Here is a 15020-nt window from a genome sequence, read left to right on the forward strand (position 1 = left end):
CGCGTGGTGGAGGTGGGTAAAGATGGGTCCCATGACCGAAGCGCGCTTCGCCGGACAGGACGACGAACAGGGCAACGATGGCATCCCCGGCACCGTGGTGGTGGTCGGGCCGGACGGCCGGCCGGTCGGCACGGTGCAGACCGACGAGGGCCAGGGCGAGGATCCGACCCGCCTGGTCGAGCAGCCCGCCAAGGTGATGCGGATCGGCAGCATGATCAAGCAGCTGCTGGAGGAGGTCAAGGCGGCGCCGCTGGACGACGCCAGCCGGAACCGGATGCGGGAGATCCACGAGCGCTCGATCGTCGAGCTGAAGGAGGGCCTCGCCCCCGAGCTGCGCGAGGAGCTGGAACGGATCTCGCTGCCCTTCACCGAGGACCAGGCGCCCAGCGAGGGCGAGCTGCGGATCGCCCACGCCCAGCTCGTCGGCTGGCTGGAGGGGCTGTTCCACGGGATCCAGGCCGCGCTTGTCGCCCAGCAGATGGCCGCCCGGGTCCAGCTCGAGCAGATGCGCTCCGGCCGCCAGGCGCTGCCCAGCGGCCCGGGCGGCGGCATGGTGCCGGGCATGCCGGGCATGCCGCAGGGCAACGAGGGTCACACCCCCGGCCAGTACCTCTGACCGGCCGGCCGCTCAGGCCACCCCGAAGACCTGTTCGAGGTACGCGGCCACACCGTCCTCCGTGTTCGCCCCGGTGACCTCGTCGGCGATCGCCAGGACGGCCGGGTGGGCGTTGGCGACCGCCACCGCCCGCCCGGCCCAGGTCAGCATCGGCACGTCGTTCGGCATGTCGCCGAAGGCCAGCACCTCCCGCTCGTCGATGCCGAGCCGCGTCGCGTACCAGGCCAGGCCGGCCGCCTTGGTGACACCGGCGGCGGAAATCTCCACCAGCCCGCTGTACGACGAGTGGGTCGCCTCGGCCAGCCCCTGCAGGGCGCCGGCCACCACCCGGACGAACACGTCCGGGTCCTGCTCACCGGCCCGGGCCAGCAGCTTCACCGCCGGGGCGGCGAGCAGCTCCTCGGGTGACTCGATGGCCCGGATCGCCTCGGCGTCGGCGTCCCAGCGCAGCGGGTAGTGCGCCTCGTGCCGCATCTGCCGGCTGTCCACGATCTCCACCGCGAAGCTCACGTCGGGCACCTCGGCCCGGAGCCGCCGGGCCACCTCGGCCAGCAGCTCGGGGGCGAGCGGGTCGGCGCGGAGCACCTCGTCGGTGACCGGGTCGTACACCACCGCGCCGTTCGCGCAGATCGCCGGCAGCGGCTCGGCGAGCTGGTCGTACACGAGCTGGAGCCAGCGGATGGGACGGCCGGTGACCAGCACGACCGGCGTGCCCGCCGCGGAGATCCGGGCCAGCACCGCCGCGGTGCGCGGGCTGAGCGTCCGGTCGTCCCGGAGCAGCGTGCCGTCGATGTCGGTCGCGACGAGCCGAGGTGCCTCTCCCATCACCGGGAGAGTAGTCGGTCCAGGTAGACCGCGACGCCGTCGTCGTCGTTGCGCAGGGTGATCTCGTCGGCCGCGGCCCGCACCTCCGGGTGCGCGTTGGCCACCGCCACGCGGCCCCAGCCGGCCCACGCGAACATCGGCAGGTCGTTCGGCTGGTCGCCGAAGACCAGCACCTCGGCGGGGTCGACGCCGAGCCGCTCGGCGACCACGCTGAGCCCGGTGGACTTGTCCACCCCGGGCGGGCAGATCTCGACGAAGCCGAGCCCCGCCTGGGTGAGCGTGGCCAGCCCGGCCGGAACGATCCGGCGGGCCGCCGCCAGCAGCTCGTCCACGTGGTGGTCGGCGGTCCGCGCGAACGCCTTGAGCACGTCCCCGGAGAGGCACTCGGCCCGGCTGCGCGCCTCGAACCGGTCCGGGTAGGGCCAGCTCGGGTGGTAGTCGCCCCACAGCGGCGCGTCGGGCTCGTCCGACGCCTCCACCATGACGGTGAGCGGACCGACGGCGGCCTCCAGGTCGGCCAGGATCCGGGCCAGCACGCTGCCCGACAGCCGCTCGTCGCGCAGCACCAGCGGCCCCGCCGGGTCGCTCTGGTCGACCACCCGGCCCCCGCCGGCCATCACGAGGAAGTCGGCGGCACGGATGTCGTTGCGGGTCAGCTCGGTCAGGCGGGGTCCCCGGCCGGTGGCGCCGACCACCGGGATCCCCGCGGCCCGCACCCGGTCGAGCACCTCGTGGGTGTACGCCGAGACGGTCTCGTCGCTGCGGACGAGCGTGCCGTCGAGGTCGGTGGCGATCAGCTTGGGCAGGCCCGGGCGGGTCATGGTTCCTCCTTCGCCCGCCGCCGTCGCGTCGGCCGTCCAGGTCCTCGGTGCCGCGGCCACCGGACGGCGGGCAGCAACCGTATCTCGCGGAACGGGTCGCAACCATGGCTTTTCGGCGAATCGGACACCAACCCGCGGCGGCCGTCCGGTGTCCCTTGCGGCTGGCTGCGCAGGGCTCACGCCGGGCGTTCCGGGTCGGGGAACGGCCCTGCTCGACGGCCGGTCAGCGGGGCGGTTCGGGCCGGGCGAAGGGCGTGGTGGGCTGCACGCTCAGGTCGGCCGGGGCCGGCGGCAGCTCGTCCTCGGTGGCCCGGCGCCGGCCGCGGCCGGACCAGCCGTCCGGCTCCCCGTCGGCCGGCCCCGCCCGGCGCTCGTCCGCCCGGCCGGCCGGCGCGGCGGCCCGGCCGGACAGGTGCAGCGCGGCGGCCAGCAGCACGGTGGCGAGGAAGGCGGTGACCAGGCCACGTCCGTGCTCCACCTGCAACCGCTGCTCGGTCGGGAAGAAGAGGGCGCGGCGGCTCACCTCCTGGAGGGAGGAGGCGGTCGCGACGAGCACGGCCAGCAGGCCCGCCGCGAGGCCGAGACCGGCGATCCGGGCGTGCTGCCGCACCGCCGGCGCGCCGCGCAGCGCCAGGGCCACGGCGACCGCCAGGCCGAGCAACCCCACGAGGTACGCCACCCCGAAGCCGCCCACCTCCGCGACCCCGCTCGGGAGCCGGACCGTGCTGCTCCCGTCCGGGCCCTCGTCGGGCACGGTCATCACCAGCCACTCGCCGATCAGCGAGGCGACCGCGGCCACCGCGCCGAGACCGGCGAGCACCGGCGGGAGGCGGTGGTCCCGGCCCAGGCCGGCGAGCGAGCGCCCGACGCGGCCGGGCGGGGCCGGTTCGGCGTCGCCCCACTCCACGACGGTCGTGTCGTCGGACCGGTTGTCCTGCCTGGGGATGGGGAGATCCTGGGACATCGGCCACCTTCCCGTACGCGGGCCTGCCCCGAATCATGACACGGCCGGCACGGGATGACGGGGACCACAAGGGCCACAGGCCGGTGCGGGGGCGGCCGCTTTCCGTTAGCGTCGGTGCCATGCCTATCCGTACCGCTTCCGCTCGCTGGCAGGGCAACCTCACCGAGGGGTCCGGCACCGTCCGCACCGGCAAGGGCGGCCTGTCCGGCAACTACTCCTTCAAGTCCCGTTTCGAGGAGGGCGAGGGCACCAACCCCGAGGAGCTGATCGGCGCCGCGCACGCCAGCTGCTTCTCGATGGCCCTCTCCAAGCAGCTCGCCGACGCGGGCGCCACCGACACCTCGGTGGAGACCACCGCCAAGGTGCACTTCGACAAGACCGACGCGGGCATGACCGTGACCCGGATCGACCTGGAGACCGTCGGCCAGGTCCCGGGCCTGGACGAGGCCGAGTTCACCAAGCTGGCCGAGGCGGCCAAGGAGAACTGCCCGATCTCCCGACTGCTCTCCCCCGGCGCGCAGATCACGCTGAACGCCCGCCTGGGCTGACCGCGCCCGGCGCGGCAGGGGTGCCCGGCCTGGGCGCCCCTGCCGCGCCGCGTGCCGACCGTGAAGGGGTGACCGGGCCGCGTGGCCGTGGAGATGAGCCGGGAGCGGTTCGAGGAGCTCGTCGGCGAGGCGCTCGACGAGGTGCCCGAGGAGCTGCTCGGGCTGATGAGCAACGTGGTCATCCTGGTCGAGGACGACCCGCCGCCGGGCGAGGACCTGCTCGGGCTCTACGAGGGGCACGCGCTCACCGAGCGGGGCTGGGACTACGCCGGCGTGCTGCCGGACCGCATCCTCATCTTCCGCAACCCCATCCTGGGGATCTGCGACACGGACGACGACGTCGTGGACGAGGTCGCCGTGACGGTGGTGCACGAGATCGCCCACCACTTCGGCATCGACGACGAGCGCCTGCACGCCCTCGGCTGGGGCTGACCGGGCCCGCGGCGCGCCCCGCTTGGCCGATCCCCGCTGTTGCGCGGGTCCCCTAACCTCCGGTGCAGGCACATCCCGATGCAGGAGGAAACCCATGCGCAGCGCGCTGTTCTCCGCGGAGAACCTTGAGAAGGAGTCCCAGCAGCCGGGCATGCGGCTGCAGAACTCCAAGATGCTGAAGATCGAGCTGAACGGCGAGGCGATGGCCCGCGTCGGGTCCATGGTCGCGTACCAGGGTCAGGTGCAGTTCCAGGCCCTCGGCTCCGGCGGCATCGGCAAGTTCATCAAGCAGCGGCTCACCGGTGAGGGCGTGCCGCTGATGAAGCTCTCCGGGCGCGGCGACGTCTTCCTCGCCGAGCTCGCCAAGGACGTGCACATCATCGACCTGGAGCCCGGCGACGCGCTGTCGATCAACGGTTCCAGCGTGCTGGCCTTCGACTCGACGCTCCAGTACGACATCAAGATGGTCGGCGGCGCCGGGATGGCGTCCTCGTCCGGCCTGTTCAACTGCGTCTTCACCGGCCACGGCCGGATCGCGATCACCACGAAGGGCACCCCGGTCGTGCTCAACGTCGACCAGCCCACGTACGTCGACCCGCAGGCCGCGGTCTGCTGGTCGGCCAACCTCCAGACCGGCTACCACCGGGCCGAGCAGCTCGGCCTGGGCACGCTGCTCGGCCGGAGCACCGGCGAGGCGTTCACCATGAGCTTCGCCGGTCAGGGCTTCGTCGTGGTCCAGCCCTCCGAGGAGCCTCCGGTGCAGGGCAGCGGCGCCCAGCAGCAGCAGGGCGGCCTGCTCGGCGGCCTCCTGCAGTGACCACCGGGTGTGCGGGGCGCCTCCTCCGGGCGGCGCCCCGGCACCGTCAGTTCAGCTCGCCCGCGCGCAGCCGGGACAGCCAGGCCGCCGCGTCGGCGTAGTCGGTGTCGGAGAGGCCGGCGGGCGCGGGGACCGGCCGGTCGCCCGCCGCCGGGTTCCAGCGGTGCCGGGGGTACGACCCGAGGAAGCGCACGTCCGCGCAGACCCGACGCAGCCCCTGCAACGCCTCGCCGAGGCGCACGTCGGCCACGTGGCCGGTGCAGTCGAGGAAGAACACGTACCGGCCGAGCGCCTCGCCGGTAGGGCGGGACTCGATCCGGGTCAGGTTCACCCCGCGGGTGGCCAGCTCGGTGAGCACCGACAGCAGCGCGCCGACCCGGTCGTGCGCGATGTAGACCGCCAGCGAGGTCACGTCGTCGCCGGTCGGGGGCGGGGGCGGGCCGGGCCGGGAGACCAGCGCGAACCGGGTCACCGCGTCCGGGTGGTCGGCGATCTTGTCGGCGAGCACGGCCAGCCGGTGCCGGGTGGCGCCGATCGGGGCGCAGATGGCGGCGTCGTACTCGCCGTTCGCCGCGCCCGCGGCGGCGGCGCCGTTGGAGAGCACGTCGACCACCGTGGCGTCGGGAAGGTGGTCGCGCAGCCAGCCCCGGCACTGGGTGGACGCCTGCGGGTGGGCCGCCACGGTGCGCACGTCGGCCAGCGCGATGCCGGAGTGGGCGGCGAGGACGAACTCGACCGGCAGGATCACCTCACGGGTGATCACCAGGGGTTCCCCCTCGGCCAACTCGTCCAGGGTCACCCCGACCGCGCCGCCGATCGAGTTCTCCAGCGGTACGAGCGCCGCGTCGGCCTCGCCCGCCCGTACGGCGTCCAGCGCCTCGCCCACGCTGCGCGCCGGCGTCCGGCCACCCCGCTCGGCGGCGGGGACGGTGCGCAGCGCCTGCTCGGCGAAGGTGCCCTCGGGCCCCAGGTAGACGAAGCGGGTCGGCGGTGTTCCCGGCATGCCGCCCAGACTACGCACCCGGGGTGCCGTCGCAGGCCAGGGTCCGGATGCCGGACGGGCCGGCGGCGCGCACCTCCACGCCGCACACGTCCGTGCCGGCGGTGACGAGTTCCAGGGCGGTGGGCCGGCCCCGGGTGACCACCTGGAGTTCCTCGTGTCCGCTCACCGCCAGCACCGTGTACTGCCAGCCCTCCGCGCAGAGCGGTCCCGTCCGCACCGTGACCCGGACGTCGCGGGGCAGCACCCGGGCCGACCCGCGCAGCAGGGCGACCACCCGGTCGGCGGACGGGCCGGAGCGGCAGGGTGTGGCGGTCGGGTCCGGGGCCGGCGCGGTGCGCGCCGGCCCGGTCGGGGTCACCGGCGCGGTCGGCGTCGCGCTCGGGGTGGAGGTGGCGGAGGCCGTCGGAGCGGTGGTCGCGGAGGCGGCCGGGTCAGTCAGCTCGGGTGGTGCGCCGCAGCCGGTGAGGGCGAGCAGGACGGCCAGCACCACCGGGAGTCGCCGGCGGGCGGGGTGGGGCGGGGTGCAGGGCACGGTGCGATCCTCGGCATCGAGGGATGTCGTCATGGCCGGACGGCCGAGCCCATCGTAGGAGGATCACCCGGGCGGGTGAAGTCACGTCCGGACCCGGTGGCCGGCCCGCTCCAGCGCGCCCGTCGCCTCGACCAGCCGCACGGCGGGCACCAGCAGGTGGTCGGTGTCGTACGTGGAGAAGGCCACCACGTTGACCCGGGCGCGGGCGAGCGGGTCGACAAGCGCGGCGAGGGTGCCGGTGACCGCCGCGTCGAGCGGGCCGACCAGCCGCAGGCAGCGCCATTCGGTCTCCAGGTCGGCCCCGGCGGGGGCCCGCTCGGCGGGACAGATCACCGAGACGCCGTCGGCGCTCCAGCTCACCGTCACCACGTCGCGGTCGCCCAGCTCGCCCCAGATGTGCGGGGGCAGCACGGCGCCGGCCGGCAGGCGGCACACCGCGTACGCGCCCGGCAACAGAGCGACATCGAGCATGAGGGCACCCTACGGCCTCGGTGTGGCTGTGCCCCAGCACCGCCCGGTGCGGCGATCGCCACACGTCGGCGCAGGTCAGACCGCCGAGAAGAAGGTGAGCGAGCCGGCCACCTGGCCGTCGCTGAGCACCGGCGTGGAGATGGCGTCGACCGTCGTGCCGGCGTCGGAGCCGGGGCTCTTCACCCGGAGCAGCCCCCGGGCCAGCCGGCCGGAGTGCAGCGCCAGCAGTGGCGGGATCTTGTCGGTCTCCTGCTCGGTCAGCTCGCTCGGGCTGGCGGTGAAGTCGACCAGGCGCAGGCCGCCCTCCAGCAGCGGCCGGCCGATCACGTCCTCCGGGGCGCCGAGGCAGAGCAGGTCGCAGCCGGACGAGGAGATCGCCACCACGGTGGTGTCGGCGTCGATCAGCAGGCATGGCTCGGCGGCCTGGGAGACCATGCCGGACCACCGCCCGACGTTGTCGGACTCCTGCTCGGTCGGTGTCCCCGCCGGGGGCACGAACACTTCCGAGAGCGAGAGTTCGACGTGGGCCACCGCGCCTCCTATGTACACCGACGGTCTGTCCACGCTAGCCGGTCGTCACGACGACCGCCCGCCCCGTGCGGCTTCTCCGGTGGCCGGAGCCGCGCGGGGATCCGGGGCTCGGCGGGACCGGGGGACAGGTGTCGGTGCGACGGTGCCCGGTGTCGGGCGGCCGGCGACGGCGCGGGCCGACGGGACCACCGGGGCGGACCCGCGGACCGCGTGGCGTCGCCGCAGACGTTACCGGCGGGCGGCCCGCTTGTCAGCGGCCGTTCGGCCCTCGTCGTACCACCGGTAGTCGGCCGCTGGACGGTACGTGCCGTTGAGCCACGTCGACGGTGCCTGGGCGACCCGGGAGAGCTTCTCGGCGGTGGCCGGGCTGATCCGGTTGCCACCGGCGACGAGCAGGCGGTCCAGCTCCCGGTGGGTGGCCATGAGGCAGTCCTTGGGCAGGCCGTAGACGCTGATGACCCCGGAGCCGACGAAGGTCAGCACCGGGGTCACCGGGATCGGCAGGCCGACGGCGTCGGAGAGGGCCTTGCTGGCCCGCTTGGCGTCGCGGCGCGCCTCGGCCACATAGGGCGGACGCTTGCCGTTGATCTGCACGACGTCGCCGGCGACGAGCACCCGGGCCCGGCCGTGGTCGGCGATGGTGACCGCGAAGAGCCCGCTGGGCCCGATGGCGAGGAACCCGGCCCGCTCGTCCCGGGTGCGGTCGAGCAGGATGTCCGCGGCGTCGGTGCGGGGCCACTCGATGACGTGCCAGGCGGGGCCGAGGTGGTCGAGTTGACCGAGGGCCCGGGCCCCGGCCGCCTCCAACCGGCGGGCTCCCCGCTCGGCCCGCCGACGGCGGGCCCACTCCAGCGGAGTCGGTCGGGCCGGTTCGAGCACCGAGGTGGTCTCGGCCCGGGGGTGCGGCACCGAGACGGGCGGCAGTGCCCGGCTCGGTACGGCTCGGCGAGCGGGAAAGACAGTCATCGCGACCTCCGGCAAAAGGTCTCTCGAAGTTATGTCTCCACTACCCTACGTTGCACACCCCGGTGCTCGGCAAGTTGGAGCGCCGGAATGAGTGCGGATGAATGCCATATTCATTCACACTTCTTTTCTCGGATGGTGCGGAAGCCTGTCCTAGGCTGCGAAGGTGACCCACTACGTGGACAGCGAGGTCGGTCGCCTCGGCACGGTGCTGCTGCACCGCCCGGGGCCGGAACTCGCCCGCCTCACCCCACGCAACAACGACTCCTTGCTCTTCGACGCTATCCCATGGGTGGGCCGGGCGCAGGAGGAGCATGACGCCTTCGCGGCCGCCCTGCGGTCCCGCGGGGTCGAGGTGCTCTACCTGGCCACCCTGCTGGCCGAGACCCTCGCCGTGCCGGACGCGCGGGCCGAGCTGACCGAGCTGGTGCTCCGCTCACCCCGGCTCGGCGACACCCTGCGCCGCCGCGTGGCCGACCACCTCACGTACCTCGACCCGGCCGCGCTGGCCGACGTGTTCGTCGCCGGGCTCGCCCACGAGGAGCTGCGGATCGGCCCGGACCGCCCCGGCGGTCTGGTCTGGACGCTGATGGACCGGCACGACTTCATCGTCGACCCGCTGCCCAACCTGCTCTTCACCCGCGACTCGTCGGTCTGGATCGGGGACCGGGTCGGGGTGACCAGCCTGGCCATGCCGGCCCGCCGGCGGGAGACCACGCTGACGAACGCGATCTACCGCTACCACCCGCGGTTCGTCGGCACCGAGTTCGTCTACCACCCGGAGCTGGAGCACCTGGAGGGCGGCGACGTGCTGCTGCTCGCACCGGGGGTGCTCGCCGTGGGCGTGGGCGAGCGGACCACGCCGGCCGGGGCGGAGCGGCTGGGCCGGCAGGTCTTCGCCGCCGGGCTGGCGCACACCATCCTGGTGGTGCCGATCGCCCAGGAACGGGCCACCATGCACCTGGACACGGTCTGCACGATGGTCGACGTCGACGCCGTGCTGATGTATCCGAACATCGCGAGCGAACTCTCCGCGTACACGGTCATCGCCGGGGCGGACGGCGAGGACCCGCGGGTCGACGGCCCGGCGCCGTTCCTGCGGGCCGCCGCCGACGCCATGGACCTCGACCAGCTCCGGGTGATCGACACCGGGCTGGACCCGGTCACCGCGGAACGGGAGCAGTGGGACGACGGCAACAACACCCTCGCGCTCGCCCCCCGGCTCTGCGTGGGCTACGAGCGGAACGTGGAGACCAACGCCCAGCTCGAACGGGCCGGCATCGAGGTGATCGCCATCGCCGGGTCCGAGCTGGGCTCCGGGCGGGGCGGCCCCCGCTGCATGTCCTGCCCGCTGGTCCGCGAACCGCTGACCCTCAGCGCAGGGTGAGCTGGCGGCCGAGCAGGCCCTGGCGGGCCCGGCGGCCGGCCGCGTCCAGCGGCTCCCGCTCCTCCAGCGCCTCGGCGTACCGCTTGGCGAACCCGGTCACCGGCTCCTCCCAAGCGGTGGCCGGGACGTCCTCCGGCAGGTCCCAGACCGGCACGAGGCGGCCGTGCGCCCGGAACATGCCGGCGAAGCGGGTGTCGTCGCCGAGGGTCAGCGTGCCGGCCACGCTCAGCCGGGACAGGGCGTCCAGCGCCACGTCCTCGTCGTCCGGCAGCACCCAGCGCACGTGCGCCTTCTCCGGCACCTGGCACCAGTACGCGGCCCGCGCCGCGGCCAGCTTCACGGTCGGGTAGATCGCCGCGTTGGCCCGCTCCAGGGACGCCTGCACGTTCGGGTCGTCGGCGGCGCCCGGGTCGAGCCAGAACTCGAAGCCGTCGTGCATGCTGATCTCCAGCGGCCCGTCCACCAGGATGTCCTGGAGGCGGGGGCCCGGCCCGGGCAGCGGCGGCACGCTCACCTGACCGCCCGGCTCGGCCCGCAGCGCGCAGAGCAGCGCGTCGGCCAGGTCCCGCGAGACGTCGCCGGACTGCTGGTGCCGCTGGAGCCCGATGAAGACCCGCCCGTCCGGCTTGGTCATCGCCGGGGCGGCCATCGGCAGCACGGTGGCCAGGGTGACCGGCCGGTCGCCGTGCTCCTCGACCAGCTCGGGGGTCAGCCGCAGCGGGGCCGAGGCGGCCGGGACCAGCTCGCGCAGGGCGATCCACTCCGGCTCGTCGACCAGGCCCTCGAACGGTCGGGGCACGAAGACGTCGCGCACCTTCTCCCGCTTCGGGGTGGCTTCGGCGGCCCGCTGGCTCTTTCGACGCTTGCTCACGGCGAGACAGCCTAGATGCCGGAGCGGGCGGCCGTGGGCCGGACCCGCCTGCCCGCTCGCCTCAACCGGCCACGACCAGGTCCGGTCGGGTCGAGCCGGTCGGGTCGAACTCGGCCCAGACGCTCTGCCCGAGGCCGTCCCGCTCGACGCCCCAGCGGCTGGCCAGCCCGGAGACGATGTGCAGGCCGCGCCCGTCGACGGCGTCCGGGGTCGCGATCCGCATGAGCGGGCCCGAGGCGGAGCCGCCGTCGGTCACCCGGAGCTGGACGGTCTGCCCGCCGGCCACCGGCCGCAGCCGCCAGGCCACCCGGACCACGCCCCCGGGCAGCGGGTCGGCGTGCCGCACGGCGTTGCCCACCAGTTCGGCGAGGACGGCCACCAGGTCGGCCAGCAGGGTCGGGGGTACGACGTCGGCCAGCTCGTCGGCGAGTCGGTGCCGGGCCAGGCGCGCGCCGGTGGCGTGGTGAGGCACCACCACGCACCATGATCGTTCGACCGAACCCGTCCCCACCGTCGTTCCTTCCCCACCCCTGTGCGGGCCGGGTCACCCCCGCGGCAGCCGCACCTCTGCGACCGTACCCCCACCGGCTCTCGGTCGTAGGGATACCCATCCATTCTGCTGTTCAACGATCTGGCGGACGAGATAGAGCCCCAACCCGGCCCCCGGGTAGCGGCGCCGGTCGCCGGACTCCCCCTGCCAGAACCTGTCGAACGCCCGCTCCACGTGCTCGGGCCGGATGCCGATGCCCCGGTCGGCGACCCGGAAGGAGACGGTGCGTTCGTTCGCCTCGGCGCAGACCTCGATGGGGGTGTCCGGCAGCGAGTACTTGCCGGCGTTGGTGCTGAGCTCGGTGAGCACGGTGGCCAGGCTGTGCCGGTCGCCGAGGGCCTTGGGCAGGTCGGCCGGCAGGTCGAGGACCACCCGGTGCCGGACGTCCGCCGGCAGGTCGGCCACCGCCGCCCGCAGCGCGTCGGCCAGGTCGAACGGGGCGGCCGGCTCGCCGCCGGGGCGGTTCTCGGTGGCGGCGGTGAGCAGCCGGTCGACCAGCCGGGCCAGCTCGTTCGCGCGCTGCCCGATGATCCGGGCGGCCTGCCGCCGGTCGTCGTCGCTGAGCGACTCCCAGTGGTCGGTGAGGGTGTCCGCGTACCCCTTGATCACGGTGACCGGGGTGCGCAGCTCGTGGCTGGTGACCGCGACGAAGAGGTCCCGGTCGTTGTCGCGCCGCTGCTGGTCGGTGATGTCGCGGAAGGTGACCACCCGCAGCGTGCCCGGCCCCGGCAGCTCGCCGGACGTGATCCGCAGCCAGCGGCCGTCCGGCAGCCGGTGGTCGAGGACCTGCCCGGACGGGGGGAGGGGGAACGGCAGCGGCTGGTTGAGCGCGTCACCGGCCGGCCGCCCGGTCACCTGGGCGGCGGCCGGGTTCCAGAGCCGCACGTGGTGCTCGCGGTCCACCACCGCCAGGCCGTCGGCGAGCGCCGCCACCACCGGGCCGTCGCCGTGCACGGGCAGGCCGGTCTGGTCGCCGTACATGTGGGCGATGCAGGCGGCCACGTAGCCGACCACGGCGTGCTGGGCGGCGTCCAGCGGCTCGCCGTCCGGGTAGAGGGCGTGCAGGCTGCCCACGGTCAGCCCGCCGATCTCGGCGCGCGCCAGGATCATCCGGCGCAGCCCGCGCGCGGCGACCTCGTCGGCGAGCGCGCCGGGGATCGCGTCGACCCGGACCTCCCGCACCGGCGGACCGGAGAGCAGGCAGACGGTGGCCGGGTCGGTGGCCGGCAGCGGGCGGCCGGTGACGAACTCGGCGCTGCCGGTCGCCGCGATCACCCGGCCGCCGGTGGGGGCGAACTCCACGAACACCAGGCCGGCCGCGCCGAGGGCGGGCTCCACCTCGCCGAGCAGCCGGGTGAGCACGGCCAGGCCGGACTCCCCCGAGTTGATCATCTTGATCACGCTGGTGTGGCCGGCGATGAGGGCGGTGAAGTCAATTCGCTCCGGCATGTCCCGAGTGTGCCCCGCCGCCCGGTGCGGGGACACCCCCGGCCGGGCGACCGCCCACCGGTCGGACCGGCGGGCCTCACCGGCCCAACCGGGCCAACGTCCGGGCCGGGCGGTCGGTGATCACCCCGTCGACCCCGGCGGCCAGCACCAGCTCCAGGTCCTCCGGCTCGTTCACCGTCCAGACGTAGACCTGGTTGCCGGCGGCGCGCAGCGCCGGGACGAGCTGGGGGCGGGCCCGCACCAGGCCGATCCCCGGCCCGGCGATCCGGGTGCCGAACGGCAGCCGGCCCAGCCGCAGCCAACGCGGCAGCCCTTCCAGCAACAGCACCGTGGGCAGCGCCGGCGCGAGGTCGCGGATCCGGCGTACGGCGAGCGGGGAGAAGGACATCACGGTGACCGTGACCGGGTCGTCCGGACCGGGCTCGGCCAGCCCGTACCGGCGCAGGACGGTGACCAGGCGGCGCTCGACGTCCCGGCCGTAGCGGGACGGGTGCTTGGTCTCGATCAGCAGCCGGACCGGCCGGCCGGCGGCCAGCACCGCGTCGAGCAGCCGCTCCAGCGTGAGCAGCCGGGTGTGTGTCTCGTCGAGCTGTTCGTCCCCGTCGGCCGGCACCCCGCCGGGGTGCCAGGAGCCGAAGTCGAGCGCCTCCAGCTCGGCGAGTGTCCGCGCGCTGACCAGCCCGTGTCCGTTGCTGGTCCGGTCCAGCCGCCGGTCGTGGACGCAGACCAGGTGCCCGTCCCGGGTGAGCCGGACGTCGCATTCCAGCCCGTCCGCGCCCTCGTCGAGGGCGCGAAGGTAGGCGGCGAGGGTGTGCTCCGGCAGGTCGTACGACGCGCCGCGGTGTGCGAAGACCAGGGGGACTGCCATGGCCGCGTCGCTCTCAGGCGACCCGGCCCGGTCGCCCGTCGTCGGTGACCACCGGGCGGCCCGCGGCGGCCCAGTCGCCCATCCCGCCCTCGACGTTGCGCACCTGGTCCCAGCCGTTGCGCATGAGGTAGGCGACCACCTGCGCGGACCGCCCGCCGGAGCGGCAGATCACGGCCACCTCGCGGTCGTCCGGGATCTCGGCGATCCGGGCGGGCAGCTCGGTCATCGGCAGGTGGTGGGCGGCCGGCGCGTGGCCGGCGGCCCACTCGTCGTCCTCCCGGACGTCGAGCAGGTAGACGTCGTCGGGCACGGCCGACGCGGGCACGGTGGGAACCTGTGGTCCGAACACGGCTACCAAGCCTAGACGGGCCCGTCCGGTCAGAGGCGGTTGACCCAGCGGGGATTGGCGGCGGCCCACTCCGGCATCCGGGTGCCGCGCAGCGCGTCGAAGAGCCCGCCGCCGCCGTTGTCCAGCACCACGTAGGAGACCTGGTCGATGGTCTGCGGGTAGGACGGCACCTGGACGCCGTGCAGGGCGTCCGCGGGCAGCCCGCGGAGCGCGAGGAGCAGGTCCTCCAGGGGTACGCCGTTGCTGTCCAGGGTCAGCGCCCCGCCGACCGCCCGGAGCACCCGGTCCAGCTTCACCGGGTCGCTGCGCAGGTGCGTCTCGCCGGCCCGGTCGAGCACCGCCCGGAGCATCTGCTGCTGGTGCCGCTGCCGGTCGTAGTCGCCGCCGGGCAGGTCGTAGCGCTGCCGCACGTAGTCCAGCGTCCGGGCGCCGTCCATCTGCTGGCAGCCGGTGTCGAACTGGGTCTTCGTGTGGATCGACCGGACCGGGGTGTCGACGCACATCCGGATGCCGCCGAGCAGGTCGATGACCTGTTTGAAGCCGGAGAAGTCGATCAGGGCGGCGCCGTCGAAGCGGATCCCGGTGAGCCGGGCGAGGGTGGCGCTGAGGAGCCGGGCCCCGGCCTCGCCACCGCCGCCGTGCTCGTACGCCGCGTTGACCTTGTCCTGGCCGCCGCCGAATCCCGGCGCCGCCGGGATGGCGACCAGCAGGTCGCGCGGGACGGAGATCAGGTACGCCTGCCGGAGCCCGGCCGGCACGTGCACGATCAGGATGCTGTCGGAGCGCTGGTCCTCGGGGTTGGCGCCCGGCCGGTGGTCGGACCCGATCAGCAGGTAGTTGAGCGGGCCGGAGAGGTCGGTGCGGGACTGCCGGGCCGCCGCGTCGAGCAGCTGCTGCTTGGTGACGGTGCGGTCGTACCGGTTGGTGAGCCAGTGCAGCCCTGCCACGCCGAGGGTGGCGAGCAGGAGCAGGGCGAGACCGGCGCCGAGCAGGAACCGGGGCCAGCGGGCGGGTCGACCCCGC

Annotated in this window: 19 protein-coding genes; 5 read left to right on the plus strand and 14 right to left on the minus strand. The window is 74.5% G+C overall.

Annotated features, from left to right (window positions below; all coding sequences use genetic code 11):
• Positions 1-22: 22 nt before the first annotated feature.
• Positions 23-616, plus strand: a complete 594-nt coding sequence (locus ACZ6PY_RS26780; protein ID WP_466076762.1) for a bacterial proteasome activator family protein — start codon at positions 23-25, stop codon at positions 614-616.
• A gap of 12 nt (positions 617-628) precedes the next feature.
• Here ACZ6PY_RS26780 and ACZ6PY_RS26785 read toward each other — a convergent pair whose 3' ends face one another.
• The 3 genes from ACZ6PY_RS26785 to ACZ6PY_RS26795 form a co-directional block, all read right to left on the minus strand.
• Positions 629-1441 carry an HAD family hydrolase gene (locus ACZ6PY_RS26785; RefSeq protein ID WP_466076765.1) on the minus strand — a complete coding sequence of 271 codons (813 nt, stop codon included), beginning with the start codon at positions 1439-1441 and terminating at the stop codon, positions 629-631.
• Positions 1441-2262, minus strand: a complete 822-nt coding sequence (locus ACZ6PY_RS26790) for an HAD family hydrolase (protein ID WP_466076768.1) — start codon at positions 2260-2262, stop codon at positions 1441-1443. The genes ACZ6PY_RS26785 and ACZ6PY_RS26790 overlap by 1 nt, the downstream gene beginning before the upstream one ends.
• Before the next feature lie 223 nt (positions 2263-2485).
• Positions 2486-3226 carry a hypothetical protein gene (locus ACZ6PY_RS26795; RefSeq protein ID WP_466076771.1) on the minus strand — a complete coding sequence of 247 codons (741 nt, stop codon included), beginning with the start codon at positions 3224-3226 and terminating at the stop codon, positions 2486-2488.
• A gap of 119 nt (positions 3227-3345) precedes the next feature.
• On the opposite strand from ACZ6PY_RS26795, the gene ACZ6PY_RS26800 reads away from it, so the two are divergent.
• From ACZ6PY_RS26800 to ACZ6PY_RS26810, 3 genes are all read left to right on the plus strand, one after another.
• Positions 3346-3774 (plus strand): OsmC family protein, encoded by a 429-nt coding sequence (locus ACZ6PY_RS26800; protein WP_466076774.1) that lies wholly within the window; start codon positions 3346-3348, stop codon positions 3772-3774.
• Between the two features lie 87 nt (positions 3775-3861).
• Positions 3862-4206, plus strand: a complete 345-nt coding sequence (locus tag ACZ6PY_RS26805) for a metallopeptidase family protein (protein WP_466077093.1) — start codon at positions 3862-3864, stop codon at positions 4204-4206.
• 94 nt (positions 4207-4300) lie between these two features.
• Complete coding sequence (locus ACZ6PY_RS26810) at positions 4301-5023, plus strand: AIM24 family protein (RefSeq protein ID WP_089011966.1); 723 nt, start codon at positions 4301-4303, stop codon at positions 5021-5023.
• A 46-nt stretch (positions 5024-5069) separates the two neighbouring features.
• On the opposite strand, the gene pheA is transcribed toward ACZ6PY_RS26810, so the two are convergent.
• The 5 genes from pheA to ACZ6PY_RS26835 form a co-directional block, all read right to left on the minus strand.
• Positions 5070-6026 carry a prephenate dehydratase gene (pheA, locus tag ACZ6PY_RS26815; RefSeq protein WP_466076777.1) on the minus strand — a complete coding sequence of 319 codons (957 nt, stop codon included), beginning with the start codon at positions 6024-6026 and terminating at the stop codon, positions 5070-5072.
• 10 nt (positions 6027-6036) lie between these two features.
• Positions 6037-6591: a hypothetical protein gene (locus ACZ6PY_RS26820; RefSeq protein ID WP_466076780.1), complete on the minus strand. Its 555-nt coding sequence runs from the start codon at positions 6589-6591 to the stop codon at positions 6037-6039.
• A 48-nt stretch (positions 6592-6639) separates the two neighbouring features.
• A complete protein-coding gene (locus tag ACZ6PY_RS26825; RefSeq protein WP_466076783.1) occupies positions 6640-7029 on the minus strand; it encodes an ACT domain-containing protein in 390 nt (129 codons plus the stop codon).
• Between the two features lie 75 nt (positions 7030-7104).
• Positions 7105-7560, minus strand: coding sequence for a PAS domain-containing protein (locus ACZ6PY_RS26830; RefSeq protein ID WP_466076785.1), 456 nt, complete (start codon positions 7558-7560; stop codon positions 7105-7107).
• A gap of 228 nt (positions 7561-7788) precedes the next feature.
• On the minus strand, positions 7789-8526 hold the full coding sequence (locus ACZ6PY_RS26835; protein WP_466076788.1) for a hypothetical protein: 738 nt from the start codon (positions 8524-8526) through the stop codon (positions 7789-7791).
• Positions 8527-8689: 163 nt separating this feature from the next.
• Between ACZ6PY_RS26835 and ACZ6PY_RS26840 the strand changes: the two genes are divergently transcribed.
• Complete coding sequence (locus ACZ6PY_RS26840) at positions 8690-9910, plus strand: arginine deiminase (RefSeq protein ID WP_466076790.1); 1221 nt, start codon at positions 8690-8692, stop codon at positions 9908-9910.
• Here ACZ6PY_RS26840 and ACZ6PY_RS26845 read toward each other — a convergent pair.
• The 6 genes from ACZ6PY_RS26845 to ACZ6PY_RS26870 form a co-directional block, all read right to left on the minus strand.
• A complete protein-coding gene (locus ACZ6PY_RS26845; RefSeq protein ID WP_466076793.1) occupies positions 9897-10781 on the minus strand; it encodes a DUF5926 family protein in 885 nt (294 codons plus the stop codon). The two genes, ACZ6PY_RS26840 and ACZ6PY_RS26845, sit on opposite strands and share 14 nt — an antisense overlap.
• Positions 10782-10842: 61 nt before the next feature.
• Entirely contained in the window at positions 10843-11259 is a 417-nt protein-coding gene (locus tag ACZ6PY_RS26850) for an ATP-binding protein (RefSeq protein ID WP_466076796.1), read from the minus strand.
• 66 nt (positions 11260-11325) lie between these two features.
• Positions 11326-12780, minus strand: coding sequence for a sensor histidine kinase (locus tag ACZ6PY_RS26855; protein ID WP_466076799.1), 1455 nt, complete (start codon positions 12778-12780; stop codon positions 11326-11328).
• 76 nt (positions 12781-12856) lie between these two features.
• Entirely contained in the window at positions 12857-13648 is a 792-nt protein-coding gene (locus ACZ6PY_RS26860) for a glycerophosphodiester phosphodiesterase (RefSeq protein WP_466076802.1), read from the minus strand.
• 13 nt (positions 13649-13661) lie between these two features.
• On the minus strand, positions 13662-13997 hold the full coding sequence (locus ACZ6PY_RS26865) for a rhodanese-like domain-containing protein (protein WP_466076805.1): 336 nt from the start codon (positions 13995-13997) through the stop codon (positions 13662-13664).
• Positions 13998-14026: 29 nt separating this feature from the next.
• Positions 14027-14944, minus strand: coding sequence for an LCP family protein (locus tag ACZ6PY_RS26870; protein WP_466076808.1), 918 nt, complete (start codon positions 14942-14944; stop codon positions 14027-14029).
• Between the last annotated feature and the right edge of the window lie 76 nt (positions 14945-15020).

The organism is Micromonospora sp. NPDC048907 (assembly GCF_055586885.1).